This window comes from Desulfosporosinus paludis, from assembly GCF_045689965.1.
Lineage (GTDB): Bacteria > Bacillota > Desulfitobacteriia > Desulfitobacteriales > Desulfitobacteriaceae > Desulfosporosinus > Desulfosporosinus paludis.
The window spans coordinates 4,863,561-4,883,991 of record NZ_CP144211.1; the positions used below are offsets into that span (position 1 = coordinate 4,863,561).

Below are 20,431 nucleotides of genomic sequence, written 5' to 3' on the forward strand. Positions count from 1 at the left end.
TGATTCTCAGCTTCCTGTATAGTAGTCGTTGGTGTATATCATTGGCAGGCAGACGGATCTGTCCATTTCGAGATATATTCCGCCCCAGGATAATCCTACGCCGAATCCACACAGCAAGAGTTTTATAGGTTCTTTTGACTCCTCATTTCCCAAAGCATCCACCAGTGTTAGCGGTATTGATTCTCCGCTTGTATTTCCGTACCTGTCTATTGAGACAGCCACTTTTTCCATCGGTATACCCAGCTTCTTTGACACATGCTTCAGAATAAAAAGGTTGGCTTGGTGGAATACGTACATATCCACACCGTCCTTGTCAATGTTGTATTGGGACATGAAGCTTTTAAGGGTCCGTGGGATATCTGTAATGCTAAAGGTAAAAATATCTGAACCGCTCATAGCTAATAAATATTCCGAGGCTTCCAGATTTGTCTTACTCCTGCTCCTGGCATGTCCTGCGGGGACAATAATATGCTTGAAACCACTGCCCTTGGTTTTCAGGAAGTACTTTAGGCTTTTACCTTCGGTTCTTTCCAAAGCTGTTGCTGAACCTCCATCACCGAATATCATGGCTGTAGCACTGTCGTTTTGATTTATTCCATAGTTGCTGGTGTCTCCAACGAGCAGAAGAACCCTGTTTATGCCTTGTGTAGCAATCATTGTTGCGGTAAGCCAAATTCCATAAACATAGGCTGAGCATCCGAGGTTGACGTCAAAAGCGATACAGTCTTCGGAAGTCCCAGCCTGTGCTGAAGGACACAGGCCGTTGCTGGTATTGCATAATCCGGCGTTTGTGTAATAAATATCAATGCATCAATGGAAGAAGGCTCCCATGCCAATTTATTAAGCAGACTTTTTGCCGCAACATAACATAAATCAGAGGCGCACTGCTCTTCCAAAGCAACATATCTTTTTTTTACGCCTGTCATTTTGATAAACTTCTGGACACTTTCTTCGCCAAATACGTCATTGTATTCCTCAATTTTTCTTACGTTGTCGGGTACCGCACCTGCAATGCCCTTAATTTCCACATTATTCAATATCCCTACTGCCAAAAGAGTTCACCTCATTCCATTTTAGCCATGATGTCATTTACGGTAACAAAACCCTTTACTTCATCGGTTGTGATAATTTTGCCGAAGTCACTGTCAAACATTGCAATGATGGATATAACGGCCAAGGAATCCCATTCGCTGAGATATTTCAGCTCAGTGTCCTCACTGAGGGTATCCTTTTCGATGTCCAGCAGTTCTTCCAGAAGGTTTAATTTTTCTTTGTTTTTCATAGCTAAAGCCCCCTTTTTGTCAAATTGAGAATCGGTTGGTTGTATAAAATGTAGAAAAATCCAGGACTATATTTCCATAATAATCGTATGCTGATTATGGAAAATACGTGAATTGTTTTACAAATCTATTGTAATGGGGTCAAGATCTAAAAAGTATAACTCAATTTAAATTGGAAACATATTATGTGTTAATACATTCAACGATGTTGCTGAATACCTGTGAATAATCCGTATTGAGGTGTGAAAATGACAACTATTACAAAGTCACGAGCTTCTTGAAATGAAAGGGAAATTGCGGACACCAAGAATGGCTAGTATATACGATTCAGCTGTCGGATTGTCACTTGCTACTAAACCAATTAGGTAAGAGTTGTCATAATTTTATTTGAGAGGAGGTACTGAAAATGGCTCTCGAGCAGGTTATAAGTAAAATAAAAGAACTTTTCGAAATAGCTCTGGAAACTAAAGGACGGGTAATTTCAATAGAAAAACAAGAGGATGGCTGGCGTGCCATAGTAGAAACAGTGGAAGTTTCGGATTATAAGCGCCAACGTTCTCTAAATGATATTGTTGGTTTATATCAAATTAAAATAAATAAACACCTAGAAGTAATTTCTTATAAAAGAATTAGTTTGCGTGAGCGAATATCGCTTGGGATAGAGGATGAAGATAATGATATTTAAAGGGAGGGTATTAGTTTGTATTACGGTTACGGAATACTTGCCAAAGATAGTCTTAACACTAGCGAAATTCCTAATTAGATTGAAGAAGATATTAAATCATTATATTTCTGAAGGACTGTTGGCCATCTTATGTGGCTTAACTGACCAGATAAAGCCCACTGTAGTAGGAATTCGCCACTATAATAAGTAGTGTCTATGCCATTTAGTTAAATATAGAACTATAATTCCTCGTAGGTATGGTACAGCTTCTGATACTAAAGATGAAATTCATAATGTTTAAGAAAAAATGAATTTAATAAGTTGCATGGGAAATTCAGCGGAATGTTTGAAGTAGAGCAAGAATTGCAAGTTAATTGCAAGTGAGATGGTAGATATATTTTTAAATGAATATTATAACAGAAGTTTCGGTCAACCGAGGAAGGAATACTGCTAAGAGTAAACCGATCCATACAGGTCGAAGGAGCTTTTGGAGTACTCAAAAATGACTATCACTTCAACCGTTTTTTAACACGGGGCAAAACCAGTGTAAAAACCGAATTTATGCTGCTGTGTTTTGGGTATAACGTGAATAAACTTCATGCTAAGATACAAAACGAACGAATTGGGAAACCCCTTCATCCACTAAAAATGGCTTAAAAGGGTACAAAAAAACAGCCTAATCTGGAAGGCTTAATTTTTCATACCTATATTTAGATAGATAAATAGAGCTTGAACATTTTAATCCAACCACTAAATATCTTTCACAGGATAAAAGAATAGGGAGCATCGCTTACTACTTCAAAAAAGTAGTTTTTGCGACACTCCCTTTTTTTATTTTCCAAGTGCCAGGTCCAAACCTTCGCCTTTATGCAAACAGCTTTAGCATGATTACTTTTCGAACAACAGGACATCATTCACCTAAGAGGTGAGTGATATGGCCGATAATCAAAGAGGTAGTCACACGATATATGGCATAAAATACCATTTGGCATGGGTAACGAAGTATTGATACCAAGTTCTGAATGATGAAGGAGGATTAAGATTACGAGAATTAATCCGGTAAAGTTGTCTAAGCCGAGGTATAACGATAATAAAAGATAGTATTGGCAAAGGCTGAAGGAAAAATAATCGAATACTTTTAAATAATACGGTAAAGATAAGATGATGGTTAGGAAGAGTTGACGTACTTTATCATACGTTGCTGAATCGGCTATAAACATTCAAACTTGCTTTATCAAAAGAGGGTAATTTATAATCTCTATTCTTATCCCACTTAGGCAAAGGAAAGGGGATAATAAATCCCGAACTTAAGCGTTAAACGTAAAGAAATTTACTAAAGGGATTTACATTTAATGGTTACGTCTTTGCATTATTTGTTTATTGAGAAGATCATGAGCAAAGAGGCTCTAAAAAAGTATTTATACTTTTTTGAACCTCCTTTTGTTTTTATCGGGCGATAAGAGGCAGGAAGGATATTTGATGTATCCGTTTGTGATGGAAAAATCACAGCTTAGTTGAAGCTGGTCGTTGTGAAAAGAGGTGAAAATCGTGAGGTTAACTCCCCGTGAACAGGAAAAACTATTGATCTATTTGGCTGCTCAATTAGCCAAAGATCGTAAGGAGAGAGGCCTAAAACTTAATTATCCGGAGGCTGTGGCAATAATTTCCTCAGCTATCCAGGAAGGTGCAAGAGATGGTAAAACAGTAGCTGAGCTAATGCAATTTGGTGGGCATATTTTAACCAAAGAAGATGTTATGGATGGGGTAAGTGAAATGATCGATGAGATTCAAATTGAAGCCACATTTATTGACGGAACCAAGCTGGTCACAGTTCATCATCCAATAAGGTAGGTGATATTTTATGAAACCCGGAGAATATATATTAGCCACCGGTGAAATAAAAGGCAATACCGGACGGAAAACAGAATTAATGATTGTTGCCAATACTGGCGATAGGCCGATTCAGGTAGGATCTCATTTTCACTTCTTTGAAGTAAATAAGGCCCTTGAATTTGATCGAGCAAAGTCCTTTGGCATGAGATTAAATATTCCTGCCGGAACGGCAGTGCGATTTGAACCGGGTGAAGAAAAAGAAGTGCCTTTAGTTGAGTTAGGAGGTAAAAAAACCGTCTATGGTTTAAATAACTTAACTAACGGTTCCTTGGGTTCAGAGGTTCAACTTAAGGAAAGTTTACTCAAAGCAAATTCGGGAGGCTTTAAAGGGAGCCACCCGAGCGCTGCACAAAGCGGAAAAACTGCTGCAAATCTCGCATTTGATAAAGAGAATAATGCCTTGTTAACAATGACACATCAAGAGTATGCCGGAATGTTTGGACCAACTGTCGGGGACAAGGTTCGTTTGGCCGATACCAATTTAATCATTGAGGTAGAAGAAGATTGTACAATTTATGGCGACGAATGTAAATTTGGTGGGGGTAAAGTTCTCCGTGATGGAATGGGACAGAGCACAAATGCAACCAGAGAAGCCGGAGCACTCGATGTAGTAATAACCAATGCTCTTATTCTTGACCATTGGGGTATAGTTAAAGCTGATATTGGTATCAGAGATGGGAAAATAGTAGGTATCGGTAAAGCTGGGAATCCGAATTTGATGGATGGTGTACATAGTGCCTTGGTTGTAGGAGCATCAACAGAAGTAATTGCAGGTGAGGGAATGATTGTAACTCCGGGTGGTGTTGATTCTCATATACACTTTATTTCACCGCAACAGATCGAGACTGCAATTGCTTCCGGTATTACAACTATGATCGGCGGGGGAACTGGACCGGCTACAGGTACTAATGCCACTACGTGTACACCCGGTGCTTGGAACATTCATAGGATGTTGCAAGCTGCGGAAGAGTTTCCGATGAACTTGGGTTTTTTAGGTAAGGGTAATGCTTCATCAGAACATCCTTTGGTTGAACAGGTCAGAGCAGGTGCCATGGGATTAAAGCTGCATGAAGATTGGGGCAGTACTCCGGCAGCGATAAATACAAGCTTACAGGTTGCAGATGCTTATGATGTTCAAGTAGCGATCCATACAGATACATTAAATGAGGCAGGCTTTGTCGAGGATACCATAGCTGCTATAAACGGCCGGACAATACATACTTATCATACAGAAGGAGCTGGGGGTGGACATGCTCCAGATATTATAAAAATTGCCGGTGAGCCCAATATCCTACCCTCTTCTACGAATCCCACCAGGCCTTATACACTTAATACAATCGATGAGCATTTGGATATGCTTATGGTTTGTCATCATCTGGACTCAAAAGTTCCGGAAGATGTGGCTTTCGCCGATTCAAGGATTCGTGCTGAAACTATCGCTGCTGAAGATATCCTCCATGACCTTGGTGTTTTTAGTATGGTGAGCTCTGATTCTCAAGCGATGGGAAGAGTAGGTGAGGTAATAATCCGAACTTGGCAAACCGCTGATAAAATGAAAAAGCAGCGCGGTCGTTTGGCTGAGGAAGCAGGTGAAAATGACAATTTCCGGGCTAAACGTTTTATAGCGAAATACACGATCAATCCAGCTATTACCCATGGTATCAGCGAATATGTAGGCTCGTTGGAAGTAGGTAAAGTAGCAGACATCGTTATGTGGCAACCCAAATTTTTCGGGGTTAAACCAGAGCTGGTCCTAAAAGGCGGTATGATTGCTTATAGTCAGATGGGAGACGCCAATGCTTCGATTCCAACACCCCAGCCGGTTATGTCCAGGCCCATGTTTGGAGCATTGGGAAAGGCTAAATATAAGACTTGTTTAACATTTGTTTCCGAGTATGCATTTAATCATAGTATCCAAAAAATCCTGGGCTTGGAAAAAGAGGTTGTCCCCGTAAGGAATTGCCGTAATATTACGAAAAGGCATATGCTGCACAATGATGCTTTGCCTAATATACAGGTCGATCCAGAGACCTACGAGGTTAAAGTAAATGGGGAAATTTTAATGTGTGAGCCTGCTAAGGAGTTACCTTTAGCCCAAAGGTATTTCTTGTTTTGATTGAAGAGAGTAAGTTCTTGTGCCGGAAACGGTGTTAAGAAGATTATCAACTCGAATTACAAGAGGAAAGTGATAACAGATGCTTCTTAAAGAGGTAATAGGAAATTTGCAGGATCTGGATTTAACCGGTAAGATCGTCGAAAAGATAGAGTTGGAATGGTTTGAACTTGATAAGAGGCTAATACGCAGGGTTACGGATAAAGGAACTGAAGTTGGAATTTCTCTGGATGGATCTTATTGCTTAGGATCGGGTGATGTACTCTATAAAGATGATAAAAAGGTTATCGCTATAGAACTAATTCCTACCCAAGCAATTGTCCTTGAGCCTCAGACTATGAAGGAGATGGCCCATATTTGTTATCAGCTCGGCAATAGGCATGCCCCAATTTTTTTAGAGGGTAATCAAATACTGATTCCGTTTGATCCTACAATTTTAGAGTTTTTTAATAAACTTAGCATTGGTACCAAAGTAGAAAAAAGGAGACTGGAGCATGTTCTCCAACCAGCATCTCGTCACCATCACTGAAGAAGGAATTCTTTCATTATTACAAATCAGCGATAGTTTTTTTCCAACCGGGTCTTTCAGTCATTCCTATGGGCTAGAAACGTATGTTCAGAAAGAATTAATTAATTCCAAAGAAACCCTTGCCCAATTTCTTAAAGTTTATTTACTGGAGTCTATCGCTACATCAGATTGTTTGGCCTTGACCTTAGCTCATAGAGCTGCTGAAATAGCTGATTTGGCAGAAATACTTAAACTTGATCAGATTCTATCAGCTCAAAAGCTTGCCAGAGAAAGCAGGGAAGCAAGCATTAAAACCGGAAACCGAATGATGCGGGTTGTAAGTCTGGTAACAAATAACGTTATGTTATTAGATTTTTGTACCCTTGTCTTGGAAGGCAAGACTCATGGACATCATGCTGTAGTATTTGGTTTAGCCGCACAAGTTCTTGGTCTTGGGATTAAAGAAGCAGCCTTAGCCTATATTTATAATGCTATGGCTGGAATGGTAAATAATGCAGTTCGCCTTGTTCCTCTAGGACAAAACGAGGGTCAGCTGGTCTTAACGTCATTGCAAGGAACTATGCTGGAGACTGTAAACACGAGTCTAAAACTTCATATCGAAGACTTAGGGTCTGCCACCCCTGCATTGGAGATTAGATCCATGCAGCATGAACGATTATATTCCAGACTCTTTATGTCGTAATCTGTTTAACCTTTAAGTGGTTGAAGTAGCCTAGTATGAAGCAGGGACTTCCTGAGAAATTGATTATAATTCTTGTTAATTTTAGGGAGATGGAGGTTTTATAAGCTGATATGACTACAAAGATAAGGGATTTTGTAAGACCAGTTAGAATCGGAATAGGGGGACCTGTAGGTTCAGGTAAGACGGCTCTGATAGAAAAACTTACTCGTAATCTATATAAAGAATTCAGTTTGGCTGTTGTGACCAATGATATTTACACCAAGGAAGATGCAGAATTTTTAGTGCGAAATGGTGTGCTGCCGGCCGAAAGAATTGTAGGTGTTGAGACAGGTGGGTGTCCTCATACGGCAATTCGTGAAGATGCTTCTATGAACTTGGAGGCTATAGATAATCTCATTAAAAGGTTTCCCGACCTAGATATTATTTTTGTGGAAAGCGGGGGGGATAATCTCTCGGCTACCTTCAGTCCGGAATTGGTAGACGTATTTATTTTTGTTATTGATGTCTCGGAAGGAGATAAGATACCTAGAAAGGGTGGACCGGCTATTACCCGGTCCGACCTGATGGTGATTAATAAAATTGATTTAGCTCCATATGTTAAGGCGGATTTGGAAGTAATGGCTCGCGATTCTCAAAAGATGCGAGGAAATAGGCCATTTGTTTTCACTAATCTGTTTAAAGAAGAAGGTATATCTGAAGTGATTTCTTGGATTAAGAAGAATGCTTTAATGGAAGATTTGGTATGTTAGGCATTTCGGACTTATCTCAGCTCCCAGGTAAACGTGGTGAACTTAAACTCCGCCTCGGGCCTCAAGATGGCCGAACTGTTATTAAAGATATTTACAACCGTGTACCCCTTAAAGTAGCTAAACCATTTTACTTTGAGCCGGAGACCGGTGAGATATTCATCTATCAGATGAATCCCGCAGGTGGAATGGTCCAAGGTGATAACTATCATCTGGAATTAGATTTGGAAGCAGAAGCACGGGTTTTTCTGACAACTCAATCAGCTACAAAAGTTTACCGTTCACCAGATTCATTTGCTTGCCAACTGAATTTGTTTAAACTTGGTAGTAACTCAATTTTAGAGTATTTTCCTGATCCGGTGATACCCTTTGCTGGCTCAAATTTTGTAGGCGAGACGGAAGTTTATCTGCATCAAGGTTCGGTTGCTTTCTTGAGCGAAGTTGTTACTCCTGGAAGAGTAAAGAGTGATGAGGTCTTTCAGTTTCAATCTTATCATTCAAAGACAAAAGTTTATTTTAATGGTGATTTGATTTTTTGGGACAATTGGAGGATTATCCCTAGCCGGCAGGAAATTCTTTCTCTGGGAATGTATGATCAATACATTTATCAGGGAAATCTCTATATTTTTTCCGAAAATGTAAGTCAGGATTTAGCGGATAGAATACATCAAATATGTGCTGATAAACCTCATTTACTCGCCAGCGCTAGCTTAACTACAAGAAATGGAATTGCGGTACGACTATTAAGTAATAGTTCTCTTGTTTTAGAAAAGGCAATTACGTCCTGTTGGGACTTAGCTCGTCAAAAATTGTTGGGGCAGCATAGACCTCGAATAAGAAAATATTGAGAATAAGTCAGGAGGTTTCTCATTACTCCCTGCCTTGTGTCTGCACAACATTTTAATACGAGTATAAGAATTTTCGGGATTGAACAAAAAGCAGGCGAAATGTTTTCTAGGTGCGTTCGCGGAAACAGTGTATAGGGGAAAACCGGCCCCAACATAGTAATTTATGTTTATAACTCAGCTAGATCGTTTTACGGTCTAGCTGAGTTATGTTTCCTATGAAAGGAAGGTTTTTAAATGTTAATTATTAATCGGCACTTTGTATTTTCTCAAAAGAGGTTTCAAAAACTTGCAGGAGTTTTGAATTCTCTGTAGAATACATATACAAACAGAAACGAACATTAGAAAACAGAAATAATCACTAATTGAGGATGATGCTTGTGCTTACAGGTGAAAGAAGAAAAGGGATCTTGGAGTTTGTTACCAGAGAAGGCCGGGCAGAAGTAATGGAATTGGCAGAATACTTTGGGGTATCTACCATGACCATCCGGCGGGATTTAAACTTTCTTAACGCTAAAAGGCTGCTCGAACGAGAACGGGGAGGAGCATTGGCGAATGAAGGACTTGTTAAGGAGATTCCTTATCGCGTAAAGGTGGCGTCAAACGTCACTATTAAGCAGAATATTGCCAAGGAGGCGGTTAAATTAGTACAAGAAGGCGATGCCATCATACTTGATGCCGGCTCAACCACTCTGGAAATAGCCATACAATTAAAAATCTGCAAAAAGTCTATCGCTGTCGTCACTAATGATTTGAATATTGCTCTGGAATTAGCAGACGCTCCCCATATTAATGTCATCACAACGGGGGGGCAGGTTCAGCCAAAAACTTATTGTTTATTGGGTGCGGAATCTATCAACTTTTTGAAACAGGTTAGTGCGAATGTGGTTTTCCTGGGGGGAGGCGCAATCGACTCAAGCGGTATTTATACCCCGACCCTTGAAAAAGCCCATCTTAAGAGAGCAATGATCAATAACGGAGCAAAGGTCGTTTTAGTTGCCGATCACACCAAGTTTGGCTGTCGTGCCTTTGCCAAAATATGCGACTTTGACGATGTCGACGTTATTATCAGCGATAACGCGTTAGACCCCGCGATAGTCAGTCAAATTGTAAACAAAGAAATAGAACTAGTTTTGTGTAAAACGGAGATTGAATAAGATGGCAGTATTTGCAGTGGTCGCCGATGATATGACCGGGGCTAACGGGTCAGGCGTTCTTTTGGTGCAGAATGGCTTTAAAGTAATTAGTATCGTCGATTATCAAAACCTGGATCGCAGGATGTATGAGGCATATGACGGATTGGTCTTAAATACGTGCAGCCGGGGAATTCCCGCTCCTGAGGCCAAATGCCGCGTTCAAGCGGTTATCCAAACATTGATGGCCTCAGGGATTCGTTATTTCAGCAAACGGATCGACAGCACCTTAAGGGGTAATCTGGGAGCCGAAATAGAAGGAGCCTTAAGCGTTTTACCTTTAGATTATGCCGCTATTGTGGTACCGGCCTACCCCAGTTCAGGCAGGGTTACGGTTGGCGGCTATCAATTGGTTCATAACGTACCCGTTCAACAAACCAAAGCAGGGTGTGACCCCAAAAATCCTGTGTTAAGTTCCGGCGTGGCGGTGGAAATATCACGCCAGACCGATTTGCCGGTTGCTAGCATTGGGCTTAGCGCTGTACTGGCTGGAATGGAAACTATTAAGAAGGAATTAAATAATCACTTAGCAGCCGGTAAAAAAATAATTATCCTGGACGCGACTTCCGAAGAAGAAATCGATGGTATTGCCCAGGCTGTCAAAGAATTAAATATTCAATTTATTGCAATTGATCCCGGTCCCTTTAGCAAAGCGGTGATGACTAAATGCTTGGACGGCATGCATTCCAAAACAATAAGTAAAGTGATGGTTGTCGCCGGGAGTGCTTCAGAGTTAACCTCATTGCAACTGGATCATTTGCAGCGGGAGTACGGCGACTGCTTAGTCGGGGTAGATGTTTTGAACATTTTAGAGGGTGGTATGAGTGCCCCGGAAGAAGCTCAAGTAGTAAATAAAATCTACGCTATGAGTCAACGCTCTCGGGTTTTTGGAATTAGCGTTTCTTCAGAAGAAAGTACTCCACTGGATTTGGAAGCCTTGGCCGTGATAAAAAAAGTGACTTCCGAAGAGCTGGCAGGACAGATCACTTCAACGATAGCTAAGCTTGCCTGCAAAGTCCTGGAACGCGATATTGAGAATCTAAAGGGATTCTACCTGACCGGCGGCGACATGGCAGTGGATTTCTGCAACCTGATCGGGGCCCGGGTAATCGAATTAAAAGATCAGGTTATGCCCCTGGTCTCGTATGGATTAATTGCCGATGGAAAATATTCCGGCCTGTCGGTGGTTACGAAAGGAGGGTTGGTTGGCGTGGCGGACAGCGCACAAATGTGTGTGGAATATCTTTTAAATTCAAAAGAATAAGGACATAAAGGAGAAATGATAGTTGATGAATTCATTAAATCAAAGATCCGTTGTAGGCGTCACGATGGGAGATCCGGCCGGAATAGGTCCGGAAATCGTCGTTAAAGCGCTTGCGAACAAGCGGATTTTTGACATCGCCAAACCACTTGTGATAGGAAATGCTGAAATCCTACAAAAGATGATTGCCCAATTAGGTCTTGAATTACGCGTGCATCCTGTTCAGCGGGCGGAGGAGGCCCAATTTCAATACGGTGTTGTCGATGTTATCGAAGCGACGCCGGTGACCAGTGATTTAATCAAAATGGGTGAGATCCAAAAACTGGGCGGTCAAGCAGCCTTTGATTGTATTAAGAAATCCGTTGATTTGGGATTGGCTAAAGAAATTGATGTAATTGCGACAAGTCCAATCAATAAGGAAGCCATTAAGGAAGCGGGAATCCATTTTATCGGTCATACCGAAATATATCAGGAATTAACGGGGGCCGAATATGCTTTAACCATGTTTGCAGTACGCAACCTCAGGGTCTTTTTCTTAACGCGTCACTTATCCCTGAGACAGGCTTGCAAACAAGTAACAACATCGAATGTTTTAGAATCTCTGATTCAGATTAAAATTGAATTATCAAAATTGGGGTTTGACAACCCGAAAATTGCAGTAGCTTCTTTAAATCCGCACGCCGGAGACGGTGGTTTATTTGGGGATGAGGATCAACGCGAAGTGAGTCCTGCTATCGCAGAGGCCAACAGGTTAAACATTAACGCGGTTGGACCGATCCCGGCAGACAGCGTTTTTCATTTAGGCCTGCAGAATAAATTTGACGCTATCTTGTCGCTGTATCATGATCAGGGACATATCGCTACGAAAACTTTAGATTTTGAGAGAACGATTAGCGTAACACTCGGCTTGCCGTTTATCAGAACTTCCGTAGACCACGGAACGGCCTTTGATATTGCGGGTAAGGGAATTGCAAGCTGTGTAAGTATGGAAGAGGCCGTTATACTTGCCGCAAAATATAGCATAATGCAAAAGGGTGAAGGTATTTTGAATAGTCATAGTTAATTTTAGTAACTACATCCCGAGATCTTGGAAAGGTATGCTGGAAATTGATTCGCAGTTGCTTAAAACTTCAACCAACGAAGTTGTCGAGCCTTGGCAATCTGGCGTGTCAGAAGATTGTGTGGATTCTGCTTTTTGTTAAGAAAAATTTTTGACAAAAGAGGTGGTGTAAGAAATCCTGATACTGGCAGTAGTCACGCTAAGAAAGGAGGCTGTTGACATTGTCCGGGATTAAAAAGCCGGGAGAAAAGTGAAAAGATACCGGTTTACGTATTCCTCCGCAAAAAGCAATGCGTAAAACCGATATCTATTGAAAAGAGTATCTTTTATCATTTTAACAAGGGGATTAAATAAAGACAATACTACGTTTAATTTAATACTAGCACCGTTAGTGTATTTAATGCCTGTGCCAGATGAAATAATCCAGTTGGTAATTCAACCAAGAATATTGCTCATTTGGAAGAGAAGGAGAATAATTATGGAATTATCAAAGAGTAAAAGCTGGATAATTACCCTCGTTTTGGGTTTAACATGGTTGATTGGCTACTTCGATAAGGCGGCTATTAACATCGCTTTATTGCCCATCGCTAAGGAGTTTGGCTTAAAAACTACTGAAATGGGTATTGTCATGAGCAGCTTTTTTGTAAGTTACGCCGTGATGGTTTTAGTGGGTGGCTATTTAGCCGATAAGTATGGGGCTAAAAAGGTTATCGTTTTGTCTCTTGTCGCTTGGTCGATATTAACAGGGACAACCGGACTTGCCTGGTCGCTTGTTTCCTTGGCGGTTATCCGTTTCTTCTTTGGTTTTGCTGAAGCAAGTTTTCCGCCTGCCAGTACTGTCATGGTTAGAGATCTTTTCCCCATGGAAGGACGCGCAAAAGCCAAGTCCTTTATTGTGTCTTCGGCTATGCTGGGAAGCGCAGTCGGCTCGATTGCCATAGGCATTTTGTGTGCGAAATTTGGCTGGCGCATTGGGTTTTGGCTGCTGTCCGGAATCAGTATTCTCGTTGTACCAATATTATTGTACGTGGGAAGAGGCCTCCAGCCTAAAGTTGTCTTAAAAGAAAAGACTAAGACTGATAAAGCCCTTCTGTTTGATGTGATAAAAATACCTATTGTGTGGAAGACCATTGTAATCCAGATCTGCGTAGGGGTTTTCTCCTGGGGTATGACTTCATGGATGCCTTATTATTGGGTCACAGTCAAAGGACTAAAACTAGCATCTGTAGGTTTTGCTACTGCAGTACCCTATATTGCCAGCTTTATCTGGATGAATATTGCCGGCTGGGCTTTAGACAAGTTTTTTGTAGGTCGGGAAAGAATATTTATTGTTTTCAGTTTAATTCTCTCAGCCTTGTTTGTTTACCTTACCTTTAGTGCAACGACGGTTGCTATGGGAGTTGCCTATATGACACTGGCCACTGTAGCTTCCAGCACATTAGCGGCAATACCCGGAATTTTACTGCTCAAGTATGTTAGACAAGACGTAATTGGCCTCGGCCTAGGTATTGGCTCTTTCGGACAACAGGTAATGGGTATCATTACGCCTACGTTAATGGGTTATTTAATCGCAACGACTAATTCCTATACTGCTATTATGGCGCTGGTTATGGGAATACAAATGATAGCTGCAATTACTTCCTGGACAATTAATACTAAAGGCGGGTTTATAAAAGAAGATAGCCTTACTGTAAAATAATTTTATTTGCGTATAATCCTGTTTGGTATCAAGATATGAAGACATCCTTGAAACTTCATATCTTGGTACCATTCAATGACCAGATCATCGTTTTTTGACAAACGAATCTTAATCATGAATCAAATGGGGGAGAGGAAATGAAAAAGCAATGGTATCAAAAACAGCTGCGTATGGTGCAAACTGTATTGAGAGAACCGGATATTATCAATTATGATGCAAGGGCAGTGGTCGACTATTTGGATAGAGTAAAAGCCAACTGTATCATTATTAATGCCGGCGGGGTTATTGATTTCTTTAAAAGTGATTTGGAAATGGCCAAACCCAATCAATTTATGACTACGGAGAATGTTTTAGGGGATTTGGTCAAAGAGGCACATAAAAGGAATATCAAAGTGTTGGTTAGGGTCGATTTCAGGGGGGTAGAAAGGGAGAGGTATGAGCAAAAACCGGCCTGGTTTGGTAAAAACCTTGATGGGACAGGCATGCAGGGCATTACTTCCCTCCAGATTAAAAATGATGGAACCAAAACGCGTCCGTTTGAAATATATAGTCCTTGTTACAATGGTTATTATGCGAATCAGCATGCAGTAAAGTTCATTCAATATCTCATGGATCATTATGATATTGATGGGGTCTGGGAGAATGCGCTTTGTTTTAGTATAGGTCCCTGTTATTGCGAAACCTGTCGCGAAAAGTACAAAAAGGATACCGGAAAGGATATTCCCGTGGGAGACGATTATACATCCGGTGAATTTAATGAATACAGGAATTGGAAGGCCGGCTGTGTTGATAGCCATATCAAACTGTTGAGGGATACAGTAAAAAGTTATGGAGAAGACAAAGCCTTTTGCGCTGAAATATTCGGGATGTTTCACCATTCGTTAGCATTTTATTGTTCTGTTGATTTGTATAACGCCAAAAAACATTTCGATTTTCTGGTAAGTCCGGCCTTTTTATCCCATCATCATCCCAACAGGGTTTATGACATCCTGTCTTATTCCGCATCCAGCGTGCGATTTATGAAGTCGCTTAATAAAAATATGCAAACAGTTTTGTTATACGGCAACCATGGGCAACTTTGGAGATACGTCAAAGATCCGCAACTTGAAAACAAGATCTGGTTATGGGAAGCCGTTAGTGTCGGCGGCAACTTCTGGAACTGTATGTTTAACGGGCAGCATCCAGATGCAACTTTTGATAGACGCAGCGCCTATTTGGAAGCGGATGTTTTTAGCTATCTTGCAGATAATGAAGAACTATTAGATGGCCAAACACCGGTTGAAGACATCGGGATATATTTTTCAAAGCCGAGCCGGGATGCTTTGGCCAAGGATGATGAGAATGTTGACGGCTATGGCGTTTTTATCAAAGGTGTGGAAAGGGTTCTTGTTGATAACCATATCCAATATAACTTTATCTTAGACATCGATTTAAGCTTAGAGAAAATTAAAGACTTAAAACTTCTTATTTTGCCTAATGCTGCGTTTATTTCCGACGAACAAATCAATATTATTAAAGAATACGTGAAAAATGGCGGAGGACTAATCGCATCTTACGAAACCTCGCTCTATGATGAAAAGGGAAACAGGCGTGAGGATTTTGGTTTAAAGGATTTGTTTGGATGCAGCTATACCGGGACGGTAAAAAACACGTCAGCGGATTGCTATCAAATGATTCACTCAGAGGATCATCCTGTTTTGGCTGGAATTAACAATACTGCTCTTCTTATGAATGGCGGAAGTATGCTGCTTTGTACTGCTAATAATCAAGAAGGTTATGATCAAGTATGTAACTATATCCCCATAATACCTAATCAGCCTCCGGAGTACGCTTGGCTTGAAGATATGAAAACGGAGTTCCCCACGATAATGGCAGGGACATATGGTTTGGGCAAAGTTGTCTATTTTGCCAACCAAACAGATAAATTATGCCATACCAACGGACACGAGGATTTTATCGATACTTTCTTCAACGCCATAAAATGGACTCTCCAAGGAAAATTGTCATTAACAACAAACGCCCCAAACAGCGTTCATATTGCGCTTACTGAGAATAATGAAGGGTATGTATTATCGCTCATTAACCTGACTTCAGGGCCGACAAAACCAATAAGGCAACTGCAGCCCGTATATAACTTTTTTATAGATATATCTTCGGGTATCGGTATAAATCCTGGAACCAAGGTGCTCAAGCAGGATGGGGATATTAAGGCACATTTAATTGAAAGAGAAGATGGAGAAAAGGTTCTAAGGATAGAAGTGTCCATGATTAGGGAATTTACTAGTATTTATCTAAAACGGCAATAAGTATTTTAAATAATGTCCGGCGGGCGCCGGCTAACGCCTCGCTTTCGGGGTCAAACCCAAAGTCATCAGGTTATCAATCACACGATTATGCACAGGAGGTAGCATATTCTAGTCACATCCGGACTACCAAACTTTAGGTTCAGGTAGACTTATTAAGTTATAATCCTGCAATACCTGGTGTGCAGCAAGAACAGGGTATTATGGTTTTAACAATCTCGAAACATCAATACCTAAAAAATCATTAGTAGCTATTTCTTGTTATATTTTATCTTGCTCGACTGATTGAGCACGTGGATACCGTAATAAGTTTAAGTAATACAATCACAATCAAAAAAGCCGCTCTACAAGCGGATTTTTTGATTGTGTAACAATTTATAGGGCTACCTTGAGACTGAAGCTGTTTTGAAAACAGTTAACTTAATACTAATGGTTAAAGGCTTAGAGGTGACAGCGCAGGTATATGAGGAAAAACCGAAATACTTCCATTTAAAAGGCTAAGTCTAATTTGTATATGTGTATTGACAGTAATTATCCTCCAAAATATAATTAGCATAGCAATAATTGTTGCAACAAGAAAATGGGAGGACATATGTATGTATATATCTTATGATGAATCTATAGGTCAACTGACAAATCAAACTAATAAAAAAATGATGCGCTATTTAAACTCAAAACTTGAAGTGCATAATATTACTCTTGAGCAGTGGAATGTATTATTGAAACTATCACAGCAAGATAAAATTAAACAGAAGCAGTTAGCTGAAAATGTGGATAAAGATCAACCTACATTAGCAAGAATATTGGATATCTTAGAACGGAAAAAGCTTGTTATAAGGAAACCTAGTGAAAAAGATAAAAGAGCATTTAGTGTACAAATAACGGAGGAAGGAATAAACCTTAAGAAACAAGTGGGACCTTCTCTAGAAAGTTTCTTTCAAACAATAATCGAGGGAATCTCAGATGAAGAAATAGAAACTTATAGACGTGTTCTCTTGAAAATGAACAACAATATAAATTCACAAGAGAAGGTGGAGAGATAATTGAAAGAAAAAAGTTTAAATTTTTCGGACAAACTTTGGACGAAAAATTATATAGTCATTTTAATAATAAATTTATTTGTTTATATAGCTTTTTATTTATTGGTGCCAACTTTACCTGCATTTGCCAAACAGGTTGGCGGAAATAATTTGCAAGCCAGTCTTGTTGTTAGTGGATTTTCTATATCTTCACTTGTGTGCAGGGCGGTTACTGGACATATAGCTGATAAAATTAATAGGGAGCCTCTTTTATTAATTGGTCTCTTTATTTTAGCTTTATGCACTTTTTCTTACATGTTTCTTCCTATATCAGCAGTAATAGTAGTACGTATTCTTCAAGGCGTCGGTTGGGGGATGTCATCTACAGCTATTGCTGCCGTAATTTCGGAAATGGTTCCCCGTAAACTTAGAGGTGAAGGAATGGGATATTACTCACTATCTATGATAATTTCAATGTCTTTAGCGCCAATTATAGCAATTATGGTTATGAATAGTTATAAGTTCAATGTAGTAGCTGTGGTTTCTATAATCTTGGTTGGTATTGCAATGCTATTATTACAATTAGTGTCGATTTCTCAAAATAAGGTGCAAAGGTTAGGTGCTAAAAAAGAGAAAATTATTTCATTGAGGGGTTTAATTGAAAAGAGAGCGCTGCTCCCGTCGTTTCTTTGTTTTTTATTAGCAATTCCTTTGTGTGGAATTATGAGTTATATAATGTTATTTGGTAAGGAAGTTAAGCTATCTAATATATGGGTATATTTTATAGGACATGTCGCAATGATTTTAGTTACAAGATCTTTTGTGGGAAAGTTATTTGATAGAAAAGGTCATGCTGTAGTAGTTATACCCGGAGCGATATCAATGATCATTGGACTTATTATACTCTCCTACGTAGACTCTGTTACTACTCTGATTATTGCTTCACTATTTTATGGGTTTGGATATGGTGCAGTTCAACCATCTTTACAGGCATGGGCAGTAAACAGATCACCAGTTGAGCGTATAGGTGCAGCTAATGGAACATTTCTATCCTCAATGGATTTAAGCTTTACAATTGGCTCAATATTATTAAGCCTCATTGCAGAAAGTAAGAGTTATGCTATGATGTATCGGTTTTCTGCCATCTTTATGGTTATTTTTATGCTGGTATATGCAATTGCCTTGTTGAAGGAAAGGAAAACTGAAACCTATAAAGAAGAGATACTTGAAAACGCAAGCTAAATCTTAAATAATGTATATTTACTAGAGTATGATTATTGCAAACCATTTCTTTCGTTCTGCAACTTCCGTGGAAAAAGCAACAGCGGAAGGATACCTCACTGAGGAGCTTTACCAGATATACCGAAATCGCTGAAGGCGGTGTCGGTACGATTATTACAGGATATACCTTTGTACGTTAGGCTGAATTGGTCGTTGCTGTTTCCAATGCTGGGGGCATGATTTGCAACAGATTCCGTTTACGACGGAAAAGAAGCACTTTTGTATATTTCCAATAAGGAATACCAACTCATCATTTTAGACTTGATGTTGCCTAAAGTTGATGGTCAGGAAGTCTTGCGCAAAATCCGGGAAAAAAAACAATTCCAGTGATTATCCTGTCCGCCAAAGATAGAGAAATGGATAAAATAATGGGTTTAGGGCTTGGGGCGGATGATTATATCATCAAACCGTTTACGATAGGAGAGTTGATCGCAAGAGTCAAAGCCCAGCTTCGTCGTTACATGGATTTCAATCAGGATGCTAATGGGGCCGGGTCTAGGGTCTTGAAGTACGGAGATTTGGAGCTTGATCTAGTGACTTATGAGGTCACCGTGGGCGGACAGAAAAAGTCTTTGACCGCCAAGGAGTTCGCCATTCTGAATCTGTTCCTGTCCAATCCCACTCGCGTCTTTACCAAATCCTAGATTTTCCAGGCCGTTTGGCAGGAAGAGAGTATGACCGATGACAATACCGTCATGGTTCATATCAGCAGGCTCCGGACGAAAATAGAGAAAGACCTATCGAACCCCCTGTATCTTCAGACCGTCTGGGGTTTTGGCTATAAACTGGGCGAGGGGTGTTAGCATGCTGAACCTCGCTTTTTTTCTTGCTTTCATATCCATCATCCTTTTTCTCCTGCTGCGATACTTCCATCTGCTTTTAAAAGGTTTGAAAGAACTGTAATGTATACTGTGCTTCGAAAGGAGTGATATCCGTGGGCTTTTGTTTACGAACCCATCATTTGACCAAACGCTACGGAGAAAAAGCAGTAGTTCACGACCTCAACCTTAACATTAGGATTGGAGACATCTACGGTTTTTTGGGGCAAAACGGTGCAGGCAAGACGACGACCCTTCGGATGCTAATGGGACTGATCCGTCCATCAGCGGGAGAGATCGAATTGTTCGGCGCAGGATTGAATGGCGGCAGGGCCATGGCTCTGGAGCGCATCGGCGCTATTATCGAGTACCCAGGGTTTTATCTCAACCTGAGTGCAACAGAAAACCTGGAGATCCATCGCCGCCTCATGGGCATGGGCAACAAGAAATGCATTGACGAGGTTCTGATTACTGTTGGCTTGCTCGATGCAAAACATCAAAAAGTGAAGAATTATTCCCTGGGAATGAAGCAGAGACTGGGAATTGCCCGTGCTCTACTTCATCATCCGGAATTCCTAATCTTGGACGAACCGACCAACGGTTTAGATCCGGTAGGCATCAAGGAAATCCGGCTGCTCTTTTTGGATCTGGCTAGACAACGCGGCATCACCTTTTTAATCTCCAGTCATTTGTTAAGTGAGATCGAGCAGGTGGCCACCAGGATCGGTATCATTCATCAGGGAAGGCTGCTTGAGGAGATAGACTATGAGACCCTGCAGGAAAAGACCAGGCACTATCTTGAAATTAAGGTCGATGATGAGCAGCGGGCAGCCTATGTTTTGGAGCAAAAGCTTGGAGTGACCGATTATCTCGTAGCCGGACCCGGCATCCTTCGCCTTTACGAACGTTTGGATAAATCGGCAATGGTTAATTCTACGCTGGCTAGTCATGGTATTGGCGTTAAGGAAAGTGTGCTGTCGGGGAAAGCCTGGAAGATTATTTTCTCAAAATCACCGGAGGTGCTGGGCTTGTTTAGCGTTATTTA

General features: G+C 40.5%; 18 protein-coding genes and 3 pseudogenes. 18 read left to right on the plus strand and 3 right to left on the minus strand.

Translation table 11 applies throughout. The features are described from left to right. Nucleotides 1-6 precede the first annotated feature (6 nt). The 3 genes from VZF35_RS24175 to VZF35_RS24185 are packed head-to-tail and all read right to left on the minus strand — an operon-like array spanning nt 7 to nt 1,282. Nucleotides 7-657 carry a 3-oxoacyl-[acyl-carrier-protein] synthase III C-terminal domain-containing protein gene (locus VZF35_RS24175; RefSeq protein WP_407308952.1) on the minus strand — a complete coding sequence of 217 codons (651 nt, stop codon included), beginning with the start codon at nt 655-657 and terminating at the stop codon, nt 7-9. Beyond that, complete coding sequence (locus tag VZF35_RS24180) at nt 654-1,052, minus strand: hypothetical protein (RefSeq protein ID WP_407308953.1); 399 nt, start codon at nt 1,050-1,052, stop codon at nt 654-656. The genes VZF35_RS24175 and VZF35_RS24180 overlap by 4 nt, the downstream gene beginning before the upstream one ends. A gap of 11 nt (nt 1,053-1,063) precedes the next feature. Further along, complete coding sequence (locus VZF35_RS24185) at nt 1,064-1,282, minus strand: phosphopantetheine-binding protein (RefSeq protein ID WP_407308954.1); 219 nt, start codon at nt 1,280-1,282, stop codon at nt 1,064-1,066. A 404-nt stretch (nt 1,283-1,686) separates the two neighbouring features. Between VZF35_RS24185 and gvpO the strand changes: the two genes are divergently transcribed. From gvpO to VZF35_RS24275, 18 genes and pseudogenes are all read left to right on the plus strand, one after another. After that, nucleotides 1,687-1,965, plus strand: coding sequence for a gas vesicle protein GvpO (gene gvpO, locus VZF35_RS24190; RefSeq protein ID WP_407308955.1), 279 nt, complete (start codon nt 1,687-1,689; stop codon nt 1,963-1,965). 411 nt (nt 1,966-2,376) lie between these two features. Next, nucleotides 2,377-2,601: pseudogene (locus tag VZF35_RS24195) on the plus strand (transposase); the annotation flags it as partial. Nucleotides 2,602-3,492: 891 nt separating this feature from the next. Then, nucleotides 3,493-3,795 carry an urease subunit gamma gene (ureA, locus tag VZF35_RS24200; protein WP_407308956.1) on the plus strand — a complete coding sequence of 101 codons (303 nt, stop codon included), beginning with the start codon at nt 3,493-3,495 and terminating at the stop codon, nt 3,793-3,795. 10 nt (nt 3,796-3,805) lie between these two features. Next, nucleotides 3,806-5,953, plus strand: a complete 2,148-nt coding sequence (gene ureC / locus VZF35_RS24205) for an urease subunit alpha (protein ID WP_407308957.1) — start codon at nt 3,806-3,808, stop codon at nt 5,951-5,953. Between the two features lie 79 nt (nt 5,954-6,032). After that, nucleotides 6,033-6,479 (plus strand): urease accessory protein UreE, encoded by a 447-nt coding sequence (locus VZF35_RS24210; protein WP_407308958.1) that lies wholly within the window; start codon nt 6,033-6,035, stop codon nt 6,477-6,479. Continuing rightward, entirely contained in the window at nt 6,445-7,161 is a 717-nt protein-coding gene (locus tag VZF35_RS24215; RefSeq protein ID WP_407308959.1) for an urease accessory protein UreF, read from the plus strand. The genes VZF35_RS24210 and VZF35_RS24215 overlap by 35 nt, the downstream gene beginning before the upstream one ends. A 110-nt stretch (nt 7,162-7,271) precedes the next feature. Next, complete coding sequence (gene ureG / locus VZF35_RS24220; protein ID WP_407308960.1) at nt 7,272-7,910, plus strand: urease accessory protein UreG; 639 nt, start codon at nt 7,272-7,274, stop codon at nt 7,908-7,910. Beyond that, nucleotides 7,904-8,755: an urease accessory protein UreD gene (locus tag VZF35_RS24225; protein ID WP_407308961.1), complete on the plus strand. Its 852-nt coding sequence runs from the start codon at nt 7,904-7,906 to the stop codon at nt 8,753-8,755. The genes ureG and VZF35_RS24225 overlap by 7 nt, the downstream gene beginning before the upstream one ends. A 368-nt stretch (nt 8,756-9,123) precedes the next feature. Continuing rightward, nucleotides 9,124-9,909 carry a DeoR/GlpR family DNA-binding transcription regulator gene (locus tag VZF35_RS24230; protein ID WP_407308962.1) on the plus strand — a complete coding sequence of 262 codons (786 nt, stop codon included), beginning with the start codon at nt 9,124-9,126 and terminating at the stop codon, nt 9,907-9,909. A gap of 1 nt (nt 9,910) precedes the next feature. Then, nucleotides 9,911-11,209: a four-carbon acid sugar kinase family protein gene (locus tag VZF35_RS24235; RefSeq protein WP_407308963.1), complete on the plus strand. Its 1,299-nt coding sequence runs from the start codon at nt 9,911-9,913 to the stop codon at nt 11,207-11,209. A 25-nt stretch (nt 11,210-11,234) separates the two neighbouring features. After that, nucleotides 11,235-12,269 carry a 4-hydroxythreonine-4-phosphate dehydrogenase PdxA gene (gene pdxA, locus VZF35_RS24240; RefSeq protein WP_407308964.1) on the plus strand — a complete coding sequence of 345 codons (1,035 nt, stop codon included), beginning with the start codon at nt 11,235-11,237 and terminating at the stop codon, nt 12,267-12,269. A gap of 475 nt (nt 12,270-12,744) precedes the next feature. After that, nucleotides 12,745-13,965, plus strand: coding sequence for an MFS transporter (locus VZF35_RS24245; RefSeq protein WP_407308965.1), 1,221 nt, complete (start codon nt 12,745-12,747; stop codon nt 13,963-13,965). A 137-nt stretch (nt 13,966-14,102) separates the two neighbouring features. Then, nucleotides 14,103-16,271 carry an alpha-amylase family protein gene (locus tag VZF35_RS24250; RefSeq protein ID WP_407308966.1) on the plus strand — a complete coding sequence of 723 codons (2,169 nt, stop codon included), beginning with the start codon at nt 14,103-14,105 and terminating at the stop codon, nt 16,269-16,271. A 593-nt stretch (nt 16,272-16,864) separates the two neighbouring features. Then, the gene (locus tag VZF35_RS24255) at nt 16,865-17,311 is read left to right on the plus strand and encodes a MarR family winged helix-turn-helix transcriptional regulator (RefSeq protein WP_407308967.1); all 447 of its coding nucleotides are present in this window, start codon (nt 16,865-16,867) and stop codon (nt 17,309-17,311) included. Then, entirely contained in the window at nt 17,312-18,529 is a 1,218-nt protein-coding gene (locus VZF35_RS24260) for an MFS transporter (protein ID WP_407308968.1), read from the plus strand. It begins immediately after the preceding gene. A 258-nt stretch (nt 18,530-18,787) separates the two neighbouring features. Beyond that, a pseudogene (locus tag VZF35_RS24265) lies at nt 18,788-19,212 on the plus strand (response regulator transcription factor). After that, the gene (locus VZF35_RS24270; RefSeq protein WP_407314807.1) at nt 19,213-19,371 is read left to right on the plus strand and encodes a helix-turn-helix domain-containing protein; all 159 of its coding nucleotides are present in this window, start codon (nt 19,213-19,215) and stop codon (nt 19,369-19,371) included. A 131-nt stretch (nt 19,372-19,502) separates the two neighbouring features. Next, nucleotides 19,503-20,422, plus strand: a pseudogene (locus VZF35_RS24275) (ABC transporter ATP-binding protein). Nucleotides 20,423-20,431: the final 9 nt, after the last annotated feature.